Consider the following 15379-nt stretch of genomic DNA (forward strand, 5'->3'; position numbering starts at 1 on the left):
AGATGAAGGACGGAGGCACGGCATGAATGCGGTCCCACAGGCGGCCGAGCGCGACTGGCGCACACCGCTGGAATTGACCCTGCTGGGCGCCATCTGGGGCTGCTCGTTCCTGTTCATGCGGGTGGCGGTGCCGTCGTTCGGCCCGTTCGCGCTGGTCGAGGTGCGGCTGGTGCTGGGCGCGCTGGTGTTGCTGCCGTTCCTGTGGCGCGCCCGCGCGCAGTTCCCGCCGCGGCGCTGGCTGTGGCTGGCACCGATCGGCCTGATTAACTCGGCGTTGCCGTTCGTGCTGTTCGCCTATTCTGCCGAGCAGGCGCCGGCGGCGATCGGCGCGATCTGCAATGCGATGACCGTGCTGTTCGCCGCGCTGATCGCGTTCCTGTTCTTCGGTGAAAAGATTGGCATGCGCCGTGCCGGTGCGCTGCTGGTCGGCTTTGCCGGCGTGGTGGTGCTGGCCACGGCCAAGGTCTCCGGCCTGAGCATCGGCACCGCGGTGCTGGCTGGTGCGGCGGCTTCGCTGCTGTACGGCCTGGGCGTGAACCTGGTGAAGCGGCACATGACCGGCCTGCCCTCGGCGGCTGCGGCTGCGGCAACGCTGTCGTGTGCCTCGCTGTGGATGCTGCCGATGGCGGTGAGTCACTGGCCGCAGGCGGCGATTCCGGGCAAGGCGTGGGGCGCGGCGATTGCCCTGGGCGTGGCCTGCACTGGGTTGGCGTTCCTGATGTTCTACCGCCTGATCGGCCGCATCGGCCCGTCACGTGCGTCGACGGTGACGTACCTGATTCCGCTGTTCGGCGCGGCGTTCGCGTGGTTGTTCCTGGGCGAGCCGGTGACGCTGCAGATGCTGATTGCCGGTGCGTTGATTCTGGGTAGCGTGGCGGTGAGCCAGAAGGGCTGAGGCATTGGCGTTTTGCGCGTGGCGCGTGCTGAAGGTGCTTCACTGTTCATGGGCGTCACTTTTCTTTGTACGCAAAGAAAAGTAACCAAAAGAAACGTTCCGCCGGCCGCGAGCCGGTGCTGCGCACCGGTGCCCTGCGCTCCTCGGCCCGTCGAGGGACGGCGCGGGAACTCGCTGCGCTCAGACACCCGCGCCTCTTCGCCCTCGCCGGACCTGCGGTGCTCGGCTCGCTCAAGGCGGACCCAGATCAAATGCCACAGCTGCACCCGGTAGATCCACGCCATGCGTGGATGCTCTTGCCGTTGATCTTGACACCCTAGTCCGCCTTGAGCGAGCCGAGCATCGCAGGGGAATCAGGGGCGAAGAGGCGCCGATGTCCTGTAGAGCCGACTGTTAGTCGGCTGCCTTCTGCACACCGTCCCCTGATTCACGGAGAAGCGCAGGGGACCCGGCGTGCGAAGCACGGCGGCTCGCGACTGGCGGAACGTTTCTTTTGGTTACTTTTCTTTGCGTACAAAGAAAATTGACGCCCATGAACGATGAAGCACCTTCAGCACGCGCCACGCGCTGAACCCGCGACGGCGTTACTTCACCGGAACCGGAATATTGCAGAGATCGATATGCCCCGCCGGGCGCTTGTAGAAATCATCCACGCGATTGCGACGTGCCTCCACCGTATCGGCAAAGGTCTTCGAGTCGGTACGCAGTACCTGGATCGGCGTGCGCTCGGCCGCCGGCACATCACTGGCACGGCGGATCGATACGATCGGCGTGCGCATTTTCGGGTCGGTGTAGAAGCCCATCGGCGCCGGTCCGCGCGGCGTTGCGCTGAGCAGCTCCATGCCTTTCAGCACGCGACCGACCAGGGTGATGTTGCGGTCCAGCTGACGCGGTGACTGGCCGGTCACCACGTACAGTTCGGCACCGATGCTGCTGTCTTCCTCGTTGCTGCGGCCCGCGCCCAGCATGCCGTAGCAATGCGCCAGCCAGGCCTTGCCAGCCTGCGGGTCCTGGCCGACCGGGAAGCCGTCGACGAAACCGGTCTGCGCGGCCCAGCCATCGCGATCCGGCAGCACGCTGACCTTCAGGCCGGCGCTGGCGCGTTCGAACTCGGCCGGCAGCTTGCGCGCGGCGCTGCCGAACGGCTTGGCCTTGGCCGCGTCATCGGCGTCGGCATCGCCGAACTGCACCACGAAGTTGTCCTGCGAGCGGTAGATGCTGGTGCTGTCCCAGAAGTGCTCGTGGGCGAAGGTCTGGATGTTGGCGACATGGCGCGGGGCGAACTGCGGCGCCAGCTCGATGATCACCCGTCCGGCCGGCAGGTCCATGTACAGCAGATTGGCCGGGTCCGGGGTGCGCCAGTCGCTGGCCGCCGATGCGTCGAGGATCTGCTGCGGGCTGCGGTAGGGCGTGGCTGCACTGGCCAGCGCGGGCAGCAGGCAGGCGAAGGCGAGAGCGGTCAGGGCAAGGCGACGACGGTGCGGCATGGGAACCCCGGAACATGAACGAGGCTTTGATTCTGCGCGAGCGGCCTGGTCTCGCCAACCGGCACGATGACTAACGACACATTCGCTATACCGAACTTCGCACTACTGTGGACTTCAACGTAGAGGAGGGCCGGTCATGTCCGAGGACGATGTCCACCTGAAGAAGTTCCAGAAGGAGCTCAGCGCCGGAACGGTGTCGCTGGCCCTGCTGGCGGTGCTGGCCCGGGCCGGGGAGCCGCTGTACGGCTACCTCATTGCCAAGGAGCTGGAGCGGGTGGGCGAGGGCGTGCTGAGCGGCAAGCAGAGCGCGCTGTACCCGGTGCTGCGCAACCTGGAGGGCGCTGGGCTGCTGGAAAGCCATGTGGAGCCGTCCAGCAGCGGGCCGCCGCGGCGCTACTACCGCATCAATGAACGTGGCCGCGAGGTGCTGGCGCAGTGGCGCCAGGCCTGGCAGGCCACTCGCGATTCCGTCGATTCCGTGTTGGAGGGGGTACCGCAATGAACGACCCGAGCCTGGCAGGCCGAGCCCTGCCCACGACCATCCCGCAGTACCTGGCGCAGCTGCGCGCGGCACTGGAAGGTGCCGACCCGGCGATGGTGCAGGACGCGCTGTACGACGCCGAGGAGTACCTGCGTTCGGAGCTGGCGGCGCAGCCCGGCCGCAGCGAGGCCGAGGTGATCGCCGACGTTGCCGGCAGCTATGGCGCGCCGGACGAAGTGGCCGAGATCTACCGCGAGACCGAAGTGACGGTGAACCGCGCGCTGCGTACGCCGCGTGCGGATACCGCACCGGTGCTGCGTGCGGCGGCCGAAGCCAGTGGCGTCGAGCCAGCTGCACCGCTGCCGGTGCCGGTGCAGCGCTCGCTGCTGGCGCGCTTCTTCGGCGTGGTGACCGATCCGCACACCTATGGCGCGCTGTTCTACATGCTGCTGTCGCTGGCCACCGGCATCTTCTTCTTCACCTGGGTGGTCACCGGCCTGTCGCTGTCACTGGGCCTGCTGATCCTGATCGTCGGCATTCCGTTGACCGTGCTGTTCTTCGGCTCGGTGCGCGGGCTGGCGCTGCTGGAAGGACGGCTGGTGGAAGCGCTGCTGGGCGAACGCATGCCGCGCCGCCCGCGTTACACCGACCGCAGCCGCACCTGGCTGCAGCGCATCGGCGACATGTTCACCGATGGCCGCACCTGGCTGACCCTGCTGTACTTCGTGCTGATGCTGCCGCTGGGCGTGGTCTACTTCACCCTCGCGGTGACGTTGCTGTCGCTGTCGCTGAGCCTGATCTGGGCACCGGTTGCGGCCATCTTCAGTGGCGACATCCCCGGCGTGTACATCAACGACGTGAATGTACTGCCGATGGCGGCCTCGCCGCTGGTGGGGATCGTGGTTGCTGCTGTCGGCGCGTTGTTGCTGCTGTTGACGATGCATCTGGCACGCGGCATCGGCAAGCTGCACGGGCTGATCGCCAAGAACCTGCTGGTGCGGTTGTAAGCGGAAATCCACGCATTGGTAGGTGCCAACCTTGGTTGGCACGCTCCATCAGCGTCGGGACGTTTGCCGGGATCCGCTTTGGTAGGTGCCAACCTTGGTTGGCACGATGTCGCCGGCATCGGGATTCACGGCAGAGCGCCAACCAAGGTTGGCATCTACCAGGACGTACCGACCAAGGTTGGCATCTACCAGAGGCGAGCTATCCCGCCTTTCGGCGCAACGGGGTGACGTTGCTCTTCTTCTTCGCGGCCTTCGCCGCCGGTGCCTCGGCATGCGCGGCGAAGAAGTCGCGCACCTTCGGGTACACCACTTCGCGCCAGCGACGGCCGCTGAAGATGCCGTAGTGGCCGGCACCTTCGACAATGAAATGCTCACGGCGGTCAGCGTCGATGCCGGTGCACAGCGCCTGCGCCGCTTCGGTCTGGCCGAGGCCGGCGATATCGTCCAGTTCGCCTTCGATGCTGAGCAGCGCGGTATCGCGGATCGCCGACGGATCGACCTTCTCGCCGTTGACCACCCACTCGCCACGCGGCAGCAGGAAGTCCTGGAACACCACGGAAATCGTATCCAGGTAGTACTTGGCCGGCATGTCCAGCACCGCGTTGTACTCGTCGTAGAAACGACGGTGCGCGTCGGCGTCTTCCAGGTCGCCCTTGACCAGGTCGGTGTAGAAATCCCAGTGCGAGCTGAAGTGGCGGCTCGGGTTCATCGACAGGAAGCCGGCGTGCTGCAGGAAGCCCGGATACACGCGACGGCCGGCCCCCGGATAACTTGCCGGCACGGTGTGGATGACGTTGTTCTCGAACCACGACAGCGGGTTCTGCGTGGCCAGGTTGTTCACTGCGGTCGGGCTGCAGCGCGCATCGATCGGGCCACCCATCATCACCAGCGTGCGCGGGGTCGGCTCGCCACGGCTGGCCATCAGCGAAACCGCAGCCAGTACCGGTACGGTCGGCTGGCACACGCTTACCACGTGCAGGCGCTCCACGCCGAGGTGGCGAATGAATTCCTGGATGTAGGCGATGTAGTCGTCCAGGCCGAACTCGCCTTCGCTGGACGGCACCATGCGCGCATCCACCCAGTCGGTGACGTACACGCGGTGGTCGCGCAGCAGCGTGCGCACGGTATCGCGCAGCAGCGTGGCGTGGTGGCCGGACAGCGGCGCCACCACCAGCACGAACGGCTGGTTGAGCATGGTGTGCAGCTGGTCGGCTTCATTGCTGTGGCGCTTGAAGCGCAGCAGCTTGCAGAACGGCTTGCTTACTTCCTCGTGTACGACGATCGGCACGCGTTCGCCATCGACGTCGATTTCGTTGATGCCCCACTCGGGCTTCTCGTAATCCTTGCCGATGCGGTGGAAGAGTTCATTGACCGCCGCCAGGCGATCAGCGCCGGGCATCTGCGACCACCAGTGGCCCTGGTTGGCGAAGAACCTGGCGTTGGCCTGGGCCTGGTGCACCCAGGGGGCGAGCAGGTTGCGGGTCAGTTCGTGCAGTTGATAGAGCATGACGACCGAATATGTATGGTCATATGTTGCCGCGCAGCATATCCCATCCGGGTGTCCCGCAGGTTAAGTTCGCTGAAAATAATGAATCCGGATTCACATCCGTTCCAGAGCCGCCGTATCGCCAGCCAGAGCGGGGCCGAGCCAGCAGTGTGACCCTACCGGCTGCAAGCCCTGCCGGGCCAGCGTGCGGCGGTACCAGCGCGCTGGGCGGGCCTGGAAGCCGTCGTGGTCGCCCTCGAACGCATCCTCGGCGGCGAAGGTCTCCAGGAAGGCCACGCCGCCGGTCAGCTCGGCCACGCCGGCCAGTCCTGCACGCAGCTCGCGGTCGGGCACGTAGTGCATCACGTCCGAGCAGATCAGCAGGTCGACCGGGGCACAGGGCCGCAGCCAGGCGAAATCGCCGAAGCGGGCCATGTGCAGGTTGCGGGTCCTGCCGTAGCGGCGCACAGCGTACTCGCTGCTGTCGAAGCCGAGGTATTCGACCTTCGGACGCAGCTTCAGCAGGGGCGCACGCCAGGCGCCTTCACCGCAGCCGATGTCCAGCACACTGCGGATCGGCCGCTCCAGGTAGTACTCGGCACTGGCCACGGCCAACGCGACCTTTCGCGCCAGGCGGGCGCTGCCGCCGATGTCTGCACGGCGGTACCAGCGTTGGAAATAGGCGGCGTCGTAGGTCTTGTCCATGGGGCGGTGCACGATCGGGGAAACGGCGCCTATCGTACGGTGTTGCGACGCGCCATGCGTCGATGTGTCGCGGCGTGCGTGCCTGCAGCGGCTTCGCCACGGCATGCGAGAATGGCCGCCAACCTACGCCAGCCGCCGGAGCGAGCGCATGCAGAGCTACTACTGGGTCAAGACCTTCCACATCGTGTTCGTGGTGGCGTGGATGGCCACGGTGTTCTATCTGCCGCGTATCCTGGTGAACCTGGCCGAGACTGCAGGCCAGCCGGCGGTGACCGAGCGCCTGCAGCTGATGGGCCTGCGCCTGTACCGCTTCGGCCACTCGATGTTCGGGCTGGCATTCCTGCTCGGTCTGGTGCTGTGGCTGGGCTACAGGGTCATCCCCGATTTCCCGACCATGGTCGCGCCCGGCGGCGCCGGCTGGCTGCACGCCAAGCTGGGGCTGGTGGTGCTGCTGTTGGTGTACTTCGGCTGGATCGGCCGCCTGCTCAAGGGCGTGGCCAAGGGCAGGGCGCTGCCGTCGTCGCGCGCGCTGCGCTGGATCAACGAGATCCCGCTGCTGGCCTTCATTCCGATCGTATGGCTGGTGCTGGCCAAGCCGTTCTGACATGCCCGGTAGATCCACTTCATGCGTGGAGGGGCCCTTGTAGAGTCGAGCCATGCTCGACTGCTTCGATCAACAGCAGTCGAGCATGGCTCGACTCTACAGAATGGCAGCGCGGCCTATCAGGCCGCTTCGTACGTGCCGTAGCTGCGCAGGCGCGCGTAGCGCTGTTCCAGCAGCTGTTCGGTGGACAGCTTGTCCAGCGCGTCCAGTTCGTTCAGCAGCACCGCTTTCAGGCGCTTGGCCATCTGCGTCGGGTTGCGGTGGGCGCCACCGGTCGGCTCGCGCACGACCTTGTCGACCAGGCCCAGGCTCTTCAGGCGCGGCGCGGTCAGGCCCAGCTGTTCGGCGGCGTCCTTGGCCTTGCCGGCGTCCTTCCACAGGATCGAGGCGCAGCCTTCCGGGGTGATGGTCGAGTACACCGAGTACTCCAGCATCACGGTGCGGTCGCCCACGCCCAGCGCCAACGCGCCGCCGGAGCCGCCCTCACCGATCACGGTGCAGATGATCGGCACCTTCAGCTCGGCCATCTCGATCAGGTTGCGCGCGATCGCTTCGGACTGGCCGCGCGATTCAGCGTCGATGCCCGGCCAGGCGCCGGCGGTGTCGATCAGGGTCAGCACCGGCAGGCCGAAGCGCTCGGCCATCTTCATCAGGCGCAGCGCCTTGCGGTAGCCCTCCGGCTTGGGCATGCCGAAGTTGCGCTTGATCTTTTCCTTGGTGTCGCGGCCCTTCTGGTGGCCGATCACCATCACTGCACGGCCGTTGATGCGGGCCAGGCCACCCATGATCGCCTTGTCGTCGGCGAAGGCACGGTCGCCGGCCAGCTCCTGGAACTCATCGAACATGACGCGGAGGTAGTCGGCGGTGTACGGGCGCGACGGATGACGGGCCAGCTGCAGCACCTGCCACGAGGTCAGGTTGCGGAAGATCTGCGCGGTGCGCATGCGCAGCTTGTCCTGCAGCGCGTGCACTTCCGCCTCGACATTGACCGCCGGCCCGGCACTGGCGTTGCGCAGTTCCTGGATCTTGGCTTCCAGGTCGGCGATGGGTTGCTCGAAGTCGAGGTAGTTCGGATTCATAGGAAGCCGTCGTGTAAAGAAGAGGGGAATTCTAGCCGAATGCGTGCAAACCACCCGTACGCCTTCGTCTGGAAGGCGACGGTAGCGCAGCCGGGCGGGGCGTGCCAGTCAGCTCAGGGCACCACCAGCGCGCTGCGGCCCATCAGCTGGCTGCGCTGGGAAACGAAGTCGTTGTAGGCCTCGTTGGCTTCACGCCCCAACCCGCTGCCCAGGGTGGCGGTGGCCGAGGTGAAGGCCATCTGCGCGGCGAAGTCCTGCTTGCGCAGGGCCTTCTGTTCATCGGCGGTGGTGGCCTTCAGCCAGCGCGCATAGACCTCGCGCAGCGGCGCGGCATGCGCCTCGAAGGCCGGCACCAGCGCCGGCAGGCTGGCCGGGGCCGGTTCCAGGCTGAACGCCGGGGCCACGTAGCCGGCCGGCTGCTCGCGCTTGAACGCGCCGGGCTCGCCCATGCCTTCTTCCACGTAAGCGATGAAGTCCGGCGCGGTGAACACCTTGGCCACGATCTGGCCACCACTGGCGTCGACGTGGGCCACCACTTTTTCCTTCGGGAAGGGTTCGCGCACGCCGTAGGTCCAGGTCTTGTCGATGAACAGTTCGTGGCTCTTCTCGAACGGGCCTTCGAAGTCGACACCGCCCAGCTCGATGCCGGCCTTGCCGGTGCCGAAGTTCTTCAGCTTGCTCTCGTCGGTGACATAGATCTCGCGGGCGATCACGTACTCGCTCAGGGTCGGGTTGATCAGGCCGCCACGACCGTCCACGTAGACGATGAAGCGCACGTCGCCGAGCTTGTCGGTGTGCAGGCGATGCTCGCCCACGGCCAGCGAGATCGGGCGCGAGCCCTGTGCGGCGACCGGCAGGTCCTTGCCATCGATGCTCAGGGCCAGCGGCGCATCGGTCGGGTTGTCGATCTGGAACTCGACCTTCGAGGGCGAACAGGCGGCCAGGGCCAGCGCGGCGGCGAACGGGAACAGCAGGGTCTTCATTGGCAATCGTCCTTGATGACTGGAACGGGAAAAACAGGAATACGGAGGAGCCGACCTCAGCTGGCCCAAGGCGGGCTGTAGCGCACCTTCAGCGTGCGCACGGCGGGATCGGCGCGCAGTGCCTCCATCAGCTTGGAATCGATGCGCACCGCGCTCTGCCCGGACACATCGAGCATGCCGGCGACGCCGCCGTGCGGACCCTTCAGCAGCAGGTCCAGGCGCAGCGGCGTGCGCCCCGGGCGATGGCGATCAAGCAGGGCATCGATGCGCTCCCAGACCGGGCGCTGCTGGCGCAGGTCCAAGCGCAGCGACAGGCGCGTGGCGTAGTTGGCGCAGACTTCGTCGAAGTCCCAGCACTGGCGGATGCGCAGCGCGAAGCCGCCGTTGAATTCGTCCTCGCGCAGGCCGCCCTTGACCACCAGGATGCGGTCCTTGGTCATCAGATGACCGAACTCGGCCATCGCGTCGGAGAACGCGCTGCACTCGACGCGGCCGCGGCCATCCTCGAGCTGGATGAAGATCTGGCTCTCGCCCTTGCGGCGCACGCCGACCACCTGGCCGGCCAGCACGGTCTGCACTTCCGGGCGCCAGCGCTTCTCGCCACCACCACCGCCGCCACCGCTGTTGGCGCTCCAGATCTTCTCCACCGAGCCCAGGTCGTTGCCGACCAGGTCGCGCACATCGTCGCGCCAGGGATCGAACGGGTGTCCACTGAGGTAGAAGCCCAGTGTGTCGCGCTCGCCGTTCAGGCGCTGCAGCAGCGGCCATTCCTCGGCTTCGGGCAGGTCCAGCTGGATCGAAACGGTGCTCGGATCGGGGCCACCGAACAGCGAGTTCTGCCCCGAAGCGCGCTCGCGCGCCATCTGGTCGGTAGCCTTGATCACCTCCGGCAGCTGCAGCATCAGCGAGGCACGGTTGCGGCCGAGCTCGTCCAGCGCACCACAGTTGATCATCGCTTCCAGCGTGCGCCGGTTGAGCTTGGCCGAGCCGACGCGGGTGCAGAAGTCGAGCAGGTCCTTGAACGGGCCGCCTTTCAGCCGCTCTTCGACCACCGCCTCGCAGGCCCCCTGGCCAACGCCCTTGATCGCACCGAGGCCGTACTGGATGGTGTCCGGCGTCACCGCTTCGAACATGAAGGCGGAGTGGTTCACCTTGGGCGGCAGCACGGTCAGGCCGAGGTTGCGCACCTCATCCAGGAAGCCGACCACCTTCTCGGTGTTGTCCAGGTCCGAGGACAGCGTGGCCGCCATGAACTCGGCCGGGTAATGGCGCTTCAACCACGCGGTCTGGTAGCTGACCAGCGCGTAGGCGGCGGCGTGCGACTTGTTGAAGCCGTAGCCGGCGAACTTCTCCATCAGGTCGAAGATCGCGTCGGCCTTGGCCTCGTCCACGCCGTCCTTGGCCGCGCCTTCGCGGAAGATCTCGCGGTGCTTGGCCATTTCGGCCGGCACCTTCTTGCCCATCGCGCGGCGCAGCAGGTCGGCGCCGCCCAGCGAGTAGCCGCCGACGATCTGCGCCATCTGCATCACCTGCTCCTGGTACACCATGATGCCGTAGGTGTCCTTCAGGATGGCTTCGGTGCGCGGATCGGGATAGATGATTTCTTCCTGGCCGTGCTTACGCGCGTTGAACGAAGGAATCAGGTCCATCGGGCCGGGGCGGTACAGCGACACCAGTGCGATCAGGTCTTCGAAACGGTCGGGTCGCGCGTCCTTCAGCAGGCGGCGCATGCCCGAGGATTCGAACTGGAACACCGCGCCGGTATTGCCGTTGGCGAAGATGTCCTTGTAGGTGGGCGTGTCGTCCAGCGGAATCGCGGCGATGTCCACCGGCGGAATGCCGGCGCGCTCATGGCGCTTGTTGATCGCCTTCACCGCCCAGTCGATGATGGTCAGCGTGCGCAGGCCGAGGAAGTCGAACTTCACCAGGCCCACTTCTTCCACGTCGTTCTTGTCGAACTGGGTGACCGGGTTCTTGCCCAGGCCGTTCTCGTCGTGTTCGGCGTAGAGCGGGCAGAACTCGCTCAGCGGCTCGGGCCCGATCACCACGCCACCGGCGTGCTTGCCGGCGTTGCGGGTCAGGTCTTCTAGCTGCAGCGCCAGGTCGATCAGGTCGCGGACATCGTCCTCGGTCTCGTAGCGCTGGATTAGTTCGGCAGAGGCCATTTCCGAGCTGGGGCCTTCCTTGCCCTTGCCCAGCGCATCCTTCAGGTGGATGCCGAGGATGTTCGGGATCAGCTTTGAGACGCCGTCGACCAGGCCGTACGGGAAGCCCAGCACGCGGCCGGAGTCGCGCACCACCGCCTTGGCGGCCATGGTGCCGTAGGTGATGATCTGGCTGACGCGCTCGCGCCCGTACTTGCGCGCGACATAGTCGATCACCTCGTCGCGGCGGTCCATGCAGAAGTCGATGTCAAAGTCGGGCATCGACACGCGTTCCGGGTTCAGGAAGCGCTCGAACAGCAGGTTGTACGGCAGCGGGTCCAGGTCGGTGATCTTCAGCGCCCACGCCACCAGCGAACCGGCACCCGAACCACGGCCGGGACCGATCGGAATGCCCTGGTTCTTGCCCCACTGGATGAAGTCGGCAACGATCAGGAAGTAGCCCGGGAAGCCCATCTTGATGATGGTGTTGAGCTCGAACTCCAGGCGTTCGAAGTACTCCTCGCGGGTCTTGCCCGGCGCCAGCGGATTCTTCTCCAGGCGCTCTTCCAGGCCGTCACGCGACATCTTCTGGATCCAGGTGTCCAGGGTCTCGTCGTCGGGCACCGGGTAGTTGGGCAGGAAGTAGGTGCCCAGCCGCATCTCGATGTTGCAGCGCTCGGCCAGCGCCAGCGTGTTGTCGATCGCATCGGGGATGTCGGCGAACAGCGCGCACATCTCCTCGGCCGATTTCAGGTACTGCTGGTCGCTGTACTCGCGCGGGCGCTTGGGGTCGTCCAGCACGCGGCCGGTGGAAATGCACACGCGCGCTTCGTGCGCGCTGAAATCGGTGGGTGCCAGGAAGCGCACATCGTTGCTGGCCACTACCGGCAGGCCACGCTGGCCGGCGGCCATCAGCGCGAACTGGTTGAACGTTTCCTCGCCCTCGCGGCCGGTGCGGGTCAGCTCCAGGTGCAGGCCATCGCCGAACACGCGCTGCCAGTCGGCCAGCTGCTGCTCGGCCAGTTCATGCTTGCCGTCCAGCGCCAGGCGCCCGGCCAGGCTCTGCCGCCCGGCCAATGCGAACAGGTTGGCGTTGCCGGCCTTCAGCCAGTCCGGGTGCACGGCCACGCCGCCCTCGGGGCGATGGCCCTCCATCCAGGCGCGGGTCAGCAGCCGGGACAGGCTCAGGTAGCCCTCGCGGTCGCGGCACAGCAGCGTCATCCGCCACGGGTCCTGGCCCTCTTCGGCGATCAGCACGTCGGCGCCGGCGATCGGCTTGATGCCTACGCCTTCGGCGGCCTTGTAGAACTTGACCAGCGCGAACAGGTTGTTGAGGTCGGTCACCGCCAGCGCGGGCAGCCCGAGCTCGACCGAGCGCGACAGCAGGTTGGCCTGCTTGGCCTTCTTCGGGTCTGCCTGGTCCGGTTTGGCCGGCACACGGATGGTGGAGTCCGCCAGCGAGAACTCGGTGTGGACGTGGAGATGTACGAAGCGGGAGTTGGACATGCCGGACCAGGTTGGAGCGCGCGGGCCCCGGGTGCTGACGGGGAAATCGTCGCCGGGGTCGGGAAGCGCTGGAGTGCCCGGTCAGGGTAGCGAGGGCAGGGGGTTGCGACAAGGACTTGACGGTACGCGATATCGCATTCGCGCTATCGCTTCCCACGGTTCGCAGGCGAACCGCGGGCCCCGTCTCACCATGCTTCCAGACCCCCGCGCCCTTGGCGCGTCCCCCTGACTCAGGGGGACTCTTCCCCAGACGGGTCGCAGCCTCCGTTCAGGCGATTCAGGCCATCGCGATGTCGGCGGCCACAACCTGCGGCATTTCCAGGCAGTCGCGCACCGGGGCGAAGCTGCGTCGGTGCTCGTCGCAGGGGCCATGCGTGCGCAGGGCGGCCAGGTGGGCCGGGGTGCCATAGCCCTTGTGCTGTTCGAAACCGTACTGCGGGTGGCGGGCATGCACGTCCTGCATGTAACGGTCGCGCGAGACCTTGGCCAGGATCGAGGCGGCCATGATCGTGCGATCGATGCCATCGCCGCCGACCAGCGCCTGCGCCGGCAGTACCAGGCCCTTGGGCACCACGTTGCCATCAATGCGGGCGAAGCCGGCCACGTGGGCCACCGCAGCAACAACATCGCGCATGCCCTGCAGGGTGGCCTGGTAGATGTTCAGGCGGTCGATGGTGTCCACGTCCACCAGCACCACGTGCCAGGCCAGGGCCCGTTCGATGATGCGGTCATGCAGCTGCTCGCGGCGGGCGGCGGTGAGCTGCTTGGAATCGTCCAGGCCATTGATGCGCGGCCGGGATGGATCGAACACCACGGCGGCCACCGCCACCGGCCCGGCCAGCGGACCCCGGCCGGCTTCGTCGACGCCGGCGACCAGGCGTTCCGGCTCGACCACGGCTGCGCCGTCGAACAGGGCAAGGCTGGCCGCAGCGGCGTGGCGGCGGCTCATGCCTGGGCCTGGTTGCGCATCAGCAGCTCGCCGACGGCATCGGCGGCGCGGGCCGAGGCGTTGCGACGCAGGCGCTCATGCAGGCGCGCGTAGGTGTCCTGCAGGTCGGTTACCCGTTGTGGGTGGTCGAACCACTGCTGGATGGCCGCAGCCAGCTTGTCCGGCGTGCAGTCGTGCTGCATCAGTTCCGGTGCCAGGTCCTGGCCGGCCAGGATGTTGGGCAGGGCGAAGCGGTCGACCTTGATCAGGCCGAATGCCTTGACCAGACGGTAGGTCAGTTCGTTGACACGGTAGCCGACCACCATCGGTCGCTTCACCAGCATTGCCTCCAGCGTCGCGGTACCGGACGCCAGCACCACCACGTCGGCGGCGATCATCGCGTTGCGTGCCTGGCCGTCGAGCACATGCGAGTACGCAACCGGCAATGCAGAGCGCGACAGCTGCTCTTCGATCAGGCGCTTGCAGGCGGGGTTGGCGGCAGGCACCACCACGTGCAGGCCCGGGATGCGTTCGGAGACCTGCCAGGCCGCCTCGAAGAACGGTTCACCGAGGCGCGAGATTTCGCCCAGGCGGCTGCCGGGCAACACCGCCAGCACCTTGGCCGAGGTCGGTAGACCGAGCGCGGCGCGCGCTTCCTCGCGGTTGCCCTGCAGCGGGATGTCATCGGCCATCGGATGGCCGACGAAGCGCGCGTCGATGCCGTGCTTGGCATAGATCGGCGGTTCCATCGGGAACAGGCACAGCACCAGGTCGGCGCTGCTGCCGATCTTCTCGGCGCGCTTCTCGCGCCAGGCCCAGACCGAGGGGCTGACGTAATGCACGGTGCGTACGCCGCGCTGCTTCAGCCAACGCTCGATGCCCAGGTTGAAGTCGGGCGCGTCGATGCCGATGAACACATCCGGCTGCCAGTCCAGCGCACGCTGCCGGAACGCCGAGCGCAGCTTGAGCAGGCGCGGCAGGTGGCGCAGTACTTCGGTCAGGCCCATCACCGCCAGCTCGCTGGCATCGTGCCACGTCTGGCAGCCGGCGCTGCGCATGGCATCGCCACCGATGCCGGCGAACTCGGCATTCGGAAAACGCGCTTTCAGTTCGCGTACCAGGCCCGCACCGAGCAGATCGCCGGAGGCTTCGCCCGCCACCAGCGCTATGCGCAACGGACGCTCGCTGAGCACCCGCTGCGCGGGGACGCTGCCGGCCATCGAGGCCAGCGGAATCACGGCGGCGCCGGCCGGCGCCTGGCCGGTCATGCTGCTCATCGCAGCAAGGGCCTCTCGGCGTGCTCGATGAAGTCCAGCATCGCCTTCACGTCATCGCTGTCACGCGCCTGTTCTGTCAGCTGCACCTTGGCTTCGGCCAGCGGCAGGCCCGCCACGTACAGCGTCCGATAGGCACGCTTGATGGCGGAGATACGCTCTGCGTCGAAGCCGCGGCGCTTCAGGCCTTCGCTGTTGATGCCGCGCGGGCGGCCCAGCGAATCGGTGCCGACCATGGTGAAGGGCGGCACGTCGCCATTGGTCAGCGCACCCATGCCGAGGAAGGCGTGGGCACCGATGCGACAGAACTGGTGGGCGCCGGCGAAGCCGCTGATGATCACGTAGTCGCCTACGGTCACGTGGCCGGCCAGCGTGGTGTTGTTGGAGAACACGCAGAAGTTGCCGACGTGGCAGTCATGCGCCACGTGCGTGTAGGCCAGCATCCAGTTGTCGTTGCCGATGGTGGTGATGCCGCCGCCGCCGCCGGTGCCACGGTTCAGCGTGACGAATTCGCGGAACACGTTGCGGTCGCCGATCACCAGTTCGGTGCGCTCGCCGCCGAACTTCTTGTCCTGCGGTTCGCCACCGATCGCGGCGTGGCCGATGAAGCGGTTGTCGCGGCCGATCCGGGTCGGGCCGTGGATGCTGCAGTGGGGGCCGACCACCGTGCCGGCACCGATTTCCACATCGGCCCCGATCAGGGTGAAGGCGCCCACCTGCACGTCATCGGCCAGGCGCGCGGCCGGGTCGATGACGGCGGTCGGGTGGATCCGCGGTGCGTTGTCAGTCATTCCTGCCTC

The 15379-nt window shown here is 66.9% G+C and carries 13 protein-coding genes; 4 read left to right on the plus strand and 9 right to left on the minus strand.

The window, feature by feature from the left end; translation table 11 throughout:
• The first annotated feature begins 22 nt into the window (after positions 1-22).
• Positions 23-895 (plus strand): DMT family transporter, encoded by an 873-nt coding sequence (locus R1H25_RS03100; protein WP_317222649.1) that lies wholly within the window; start codon positions 23-25, stop codon positions 893-895.
• A gap of 584 nt (positions 896-1479) precedes the next feature.
• Here the strand turns inward: R1H25_RS03100 and R1H25_RS03105 are convergent.
• Positions 1480-2382, minus strand: a complete 903-nt coding sequence (locus R1H25_RS03105) for a peptidylprolyl isomerase (RefSeq protein WP_317222650.1) — start codon at positions 2380-2382, stop codon at positions 1480-1482.
• 136 nt (positions 2383-2518) lie between these two features.
• Here R1H25_RS03105 and R1H25_RS03110 point away from each other — a divergent pair, with 136 nt between their 5' ends.
• Both R1H25_RS03110 and R1H25_RS03115 read left to right on the plus strand, forming a co-directional pair.
• A complete protein-coding gene (locus R1H25_RS03110) occupies positions 2519-2884 on the plus strand; it encodes a PadR family transcriptional regulator (protein WP_004150914.1) in 366 nt (121 codons plus the stop codon).
• On the plus strand, positions 2881-3870 hold the full coding sequence (locus R1H25_RS03115) for a sensor domain-containing protein (protein WP_317222651.1): 990 nt from the start codon (positions 2881-2883) through the stop codon (positions 3868-3870). Before R1H25_RS03110 ends, R1H25_RS03115 begins: the two co-directional genes overlap by 4 nt.
• A 199-nt stretch (positions 3871-4069) precedes the next feature.
• Here the strand turns inward: R1H25_RS03115 and R1H25_RS03120 are convergent, their stop codons facing one another.
• Together R1H25_RS03120 and R1H25_RS03125 are read right to left on the minus strand one after the other, a co-directional pair.
• The gene (locus R1H25_RS03120) at positions 4070-5377 is read right to left on the minus strand and encodes a polyhydroxyalkanoate depolymerase (protein ID WP_317222652.1); all 1308 of its coding nucleotides are present in this window, start codon (positions 5375-5377) and stop codon (positions 4070-4072) included.
• 93 nt (positions 5378-5470) lie between these two features.
• Positions 5471-6061 carry a class I SAM-dependent methyltransferase gene (locus R1H25_RS03125; protein WP_049445359.1) on the minus strand — a complete coding sequence of 197 codons (591 nt, stop codon included), beginning with the start codon at positions 6059-6061 and terminating at the stop codon, positions 5471-5473.
• 148 nt (positions 6062-6209) lie between these two features.
• Here R1H25_RS03125 and R1H25_RS03130 point away from each other — a divergent pair, with 148 nt between their 5' ends.
• Positions 6210-6665: a CopD family protein gene (locus tag R1H25_RS03130; protein ID WP_057497713.1), complete on the plus strand. Its 456-nt coding sequence runs from the start codon at positions 6210-6212 to the stop codon at positions 6663-6665.
• Positions 6666-6784: 119 nt separating this feature from the next.
• On the opposite strand, the gene R1H25_RS03135 is transcribed toward R1H25_RS03130, so the two are convergent.
• The 6 genes from R1H25_RS03135 to lpxA all read right to left on the minus strand — a co-directional run bounded on the left by R1H25_RS03135 (position 6785) and on the right by lpxA (position 15370).
• The gene (locus tag R1H25_RS03135) at positions 6785-7744 is read right to left on the minus strand and encodes an acetyl-CoA carboxylase carboxyltransferase subunit alpha (protein WP_032128332.1); all 960 of its coding nucleotides are present in this window, start codon (positions 7742-7744) and stop codon (positions 6785-6787) included.
• A 113-nt stretch (positions 7745-7857) separates the two neighbouring features.
• A complete protein-coding gene (locus R1H25_RS03140; protein ID WP_049445357.1) occupies positions 7858-8727 on the minus strand; it encodes a hypothetical protein in 870 nt (289 codons plus the stop codon).
• Between the two features lie 56 nt (positions 8728-8783).
• Positions 8784-12377 carry a DNA polymerase III subunit alpha gene (gene dnaE / locus R1H25_RS03145; protein ID WP_049445354.1) on the minus strand — a complete coding sequence of 1198 codons (3594 nt, stop codon included), beginning with the start codon at positions 12375-12377 and terminating at the stop codon, positions 8784-8786.
• 277 nt (positions 12378-12654) lie between these two features.
• Positions 12655-13326 (minus strand): ribonuclease HII, encoded by a 672-nt coding sequence (locus tag R1H25_RS03150; protein ID WP_317222654.1) that lies wholly within the window; start codon positions 13324-13326, stop codon positions 12655-12657.
• The gene (gene lpxB, locus R1H25_RS03155) at positions 13323-14525 is read right to left on the minus strand and encodes a lipid-A-disaccharide synthase (protein ID WP_088480707.1); all 1203 of its coding nucleotides are present in this window, start codon (positions 14523-14525) and stop codon (positions 13323-13325) included. The genes R1H25_RS03150 and lpxB overlap by 4 nt, the downstream gene beginning before the upstream one ends.
• A 53-nt stretch (positions 14526-14578) precedes the next feature.
• Positions 14579-15370 (minus strand): acyl-ACP--UDP-N-acetylglucosamine O-acyltransferase, encoded by a 792-nt coding sequence (lpxA, locus tag R1H25_RS03160; RefSeq protein ID WP_057499592.1) that lies wholly within the window; start codon positions 15368-15370, stop codon positions 14579-14581.
• Positions 15371-15379 lie beyond the last annotated feature (9 nt).

Source organism: Stenotrophomonas veracruzanensis, from assembly GCF_032911525.1.
GTDB lineage: Bacteria > Pseudomonadota > Gammaproteobacteria > Xanthomonadales > Xanthomonadaceae > Stenotrophomonas > Stenotrophomonas africana.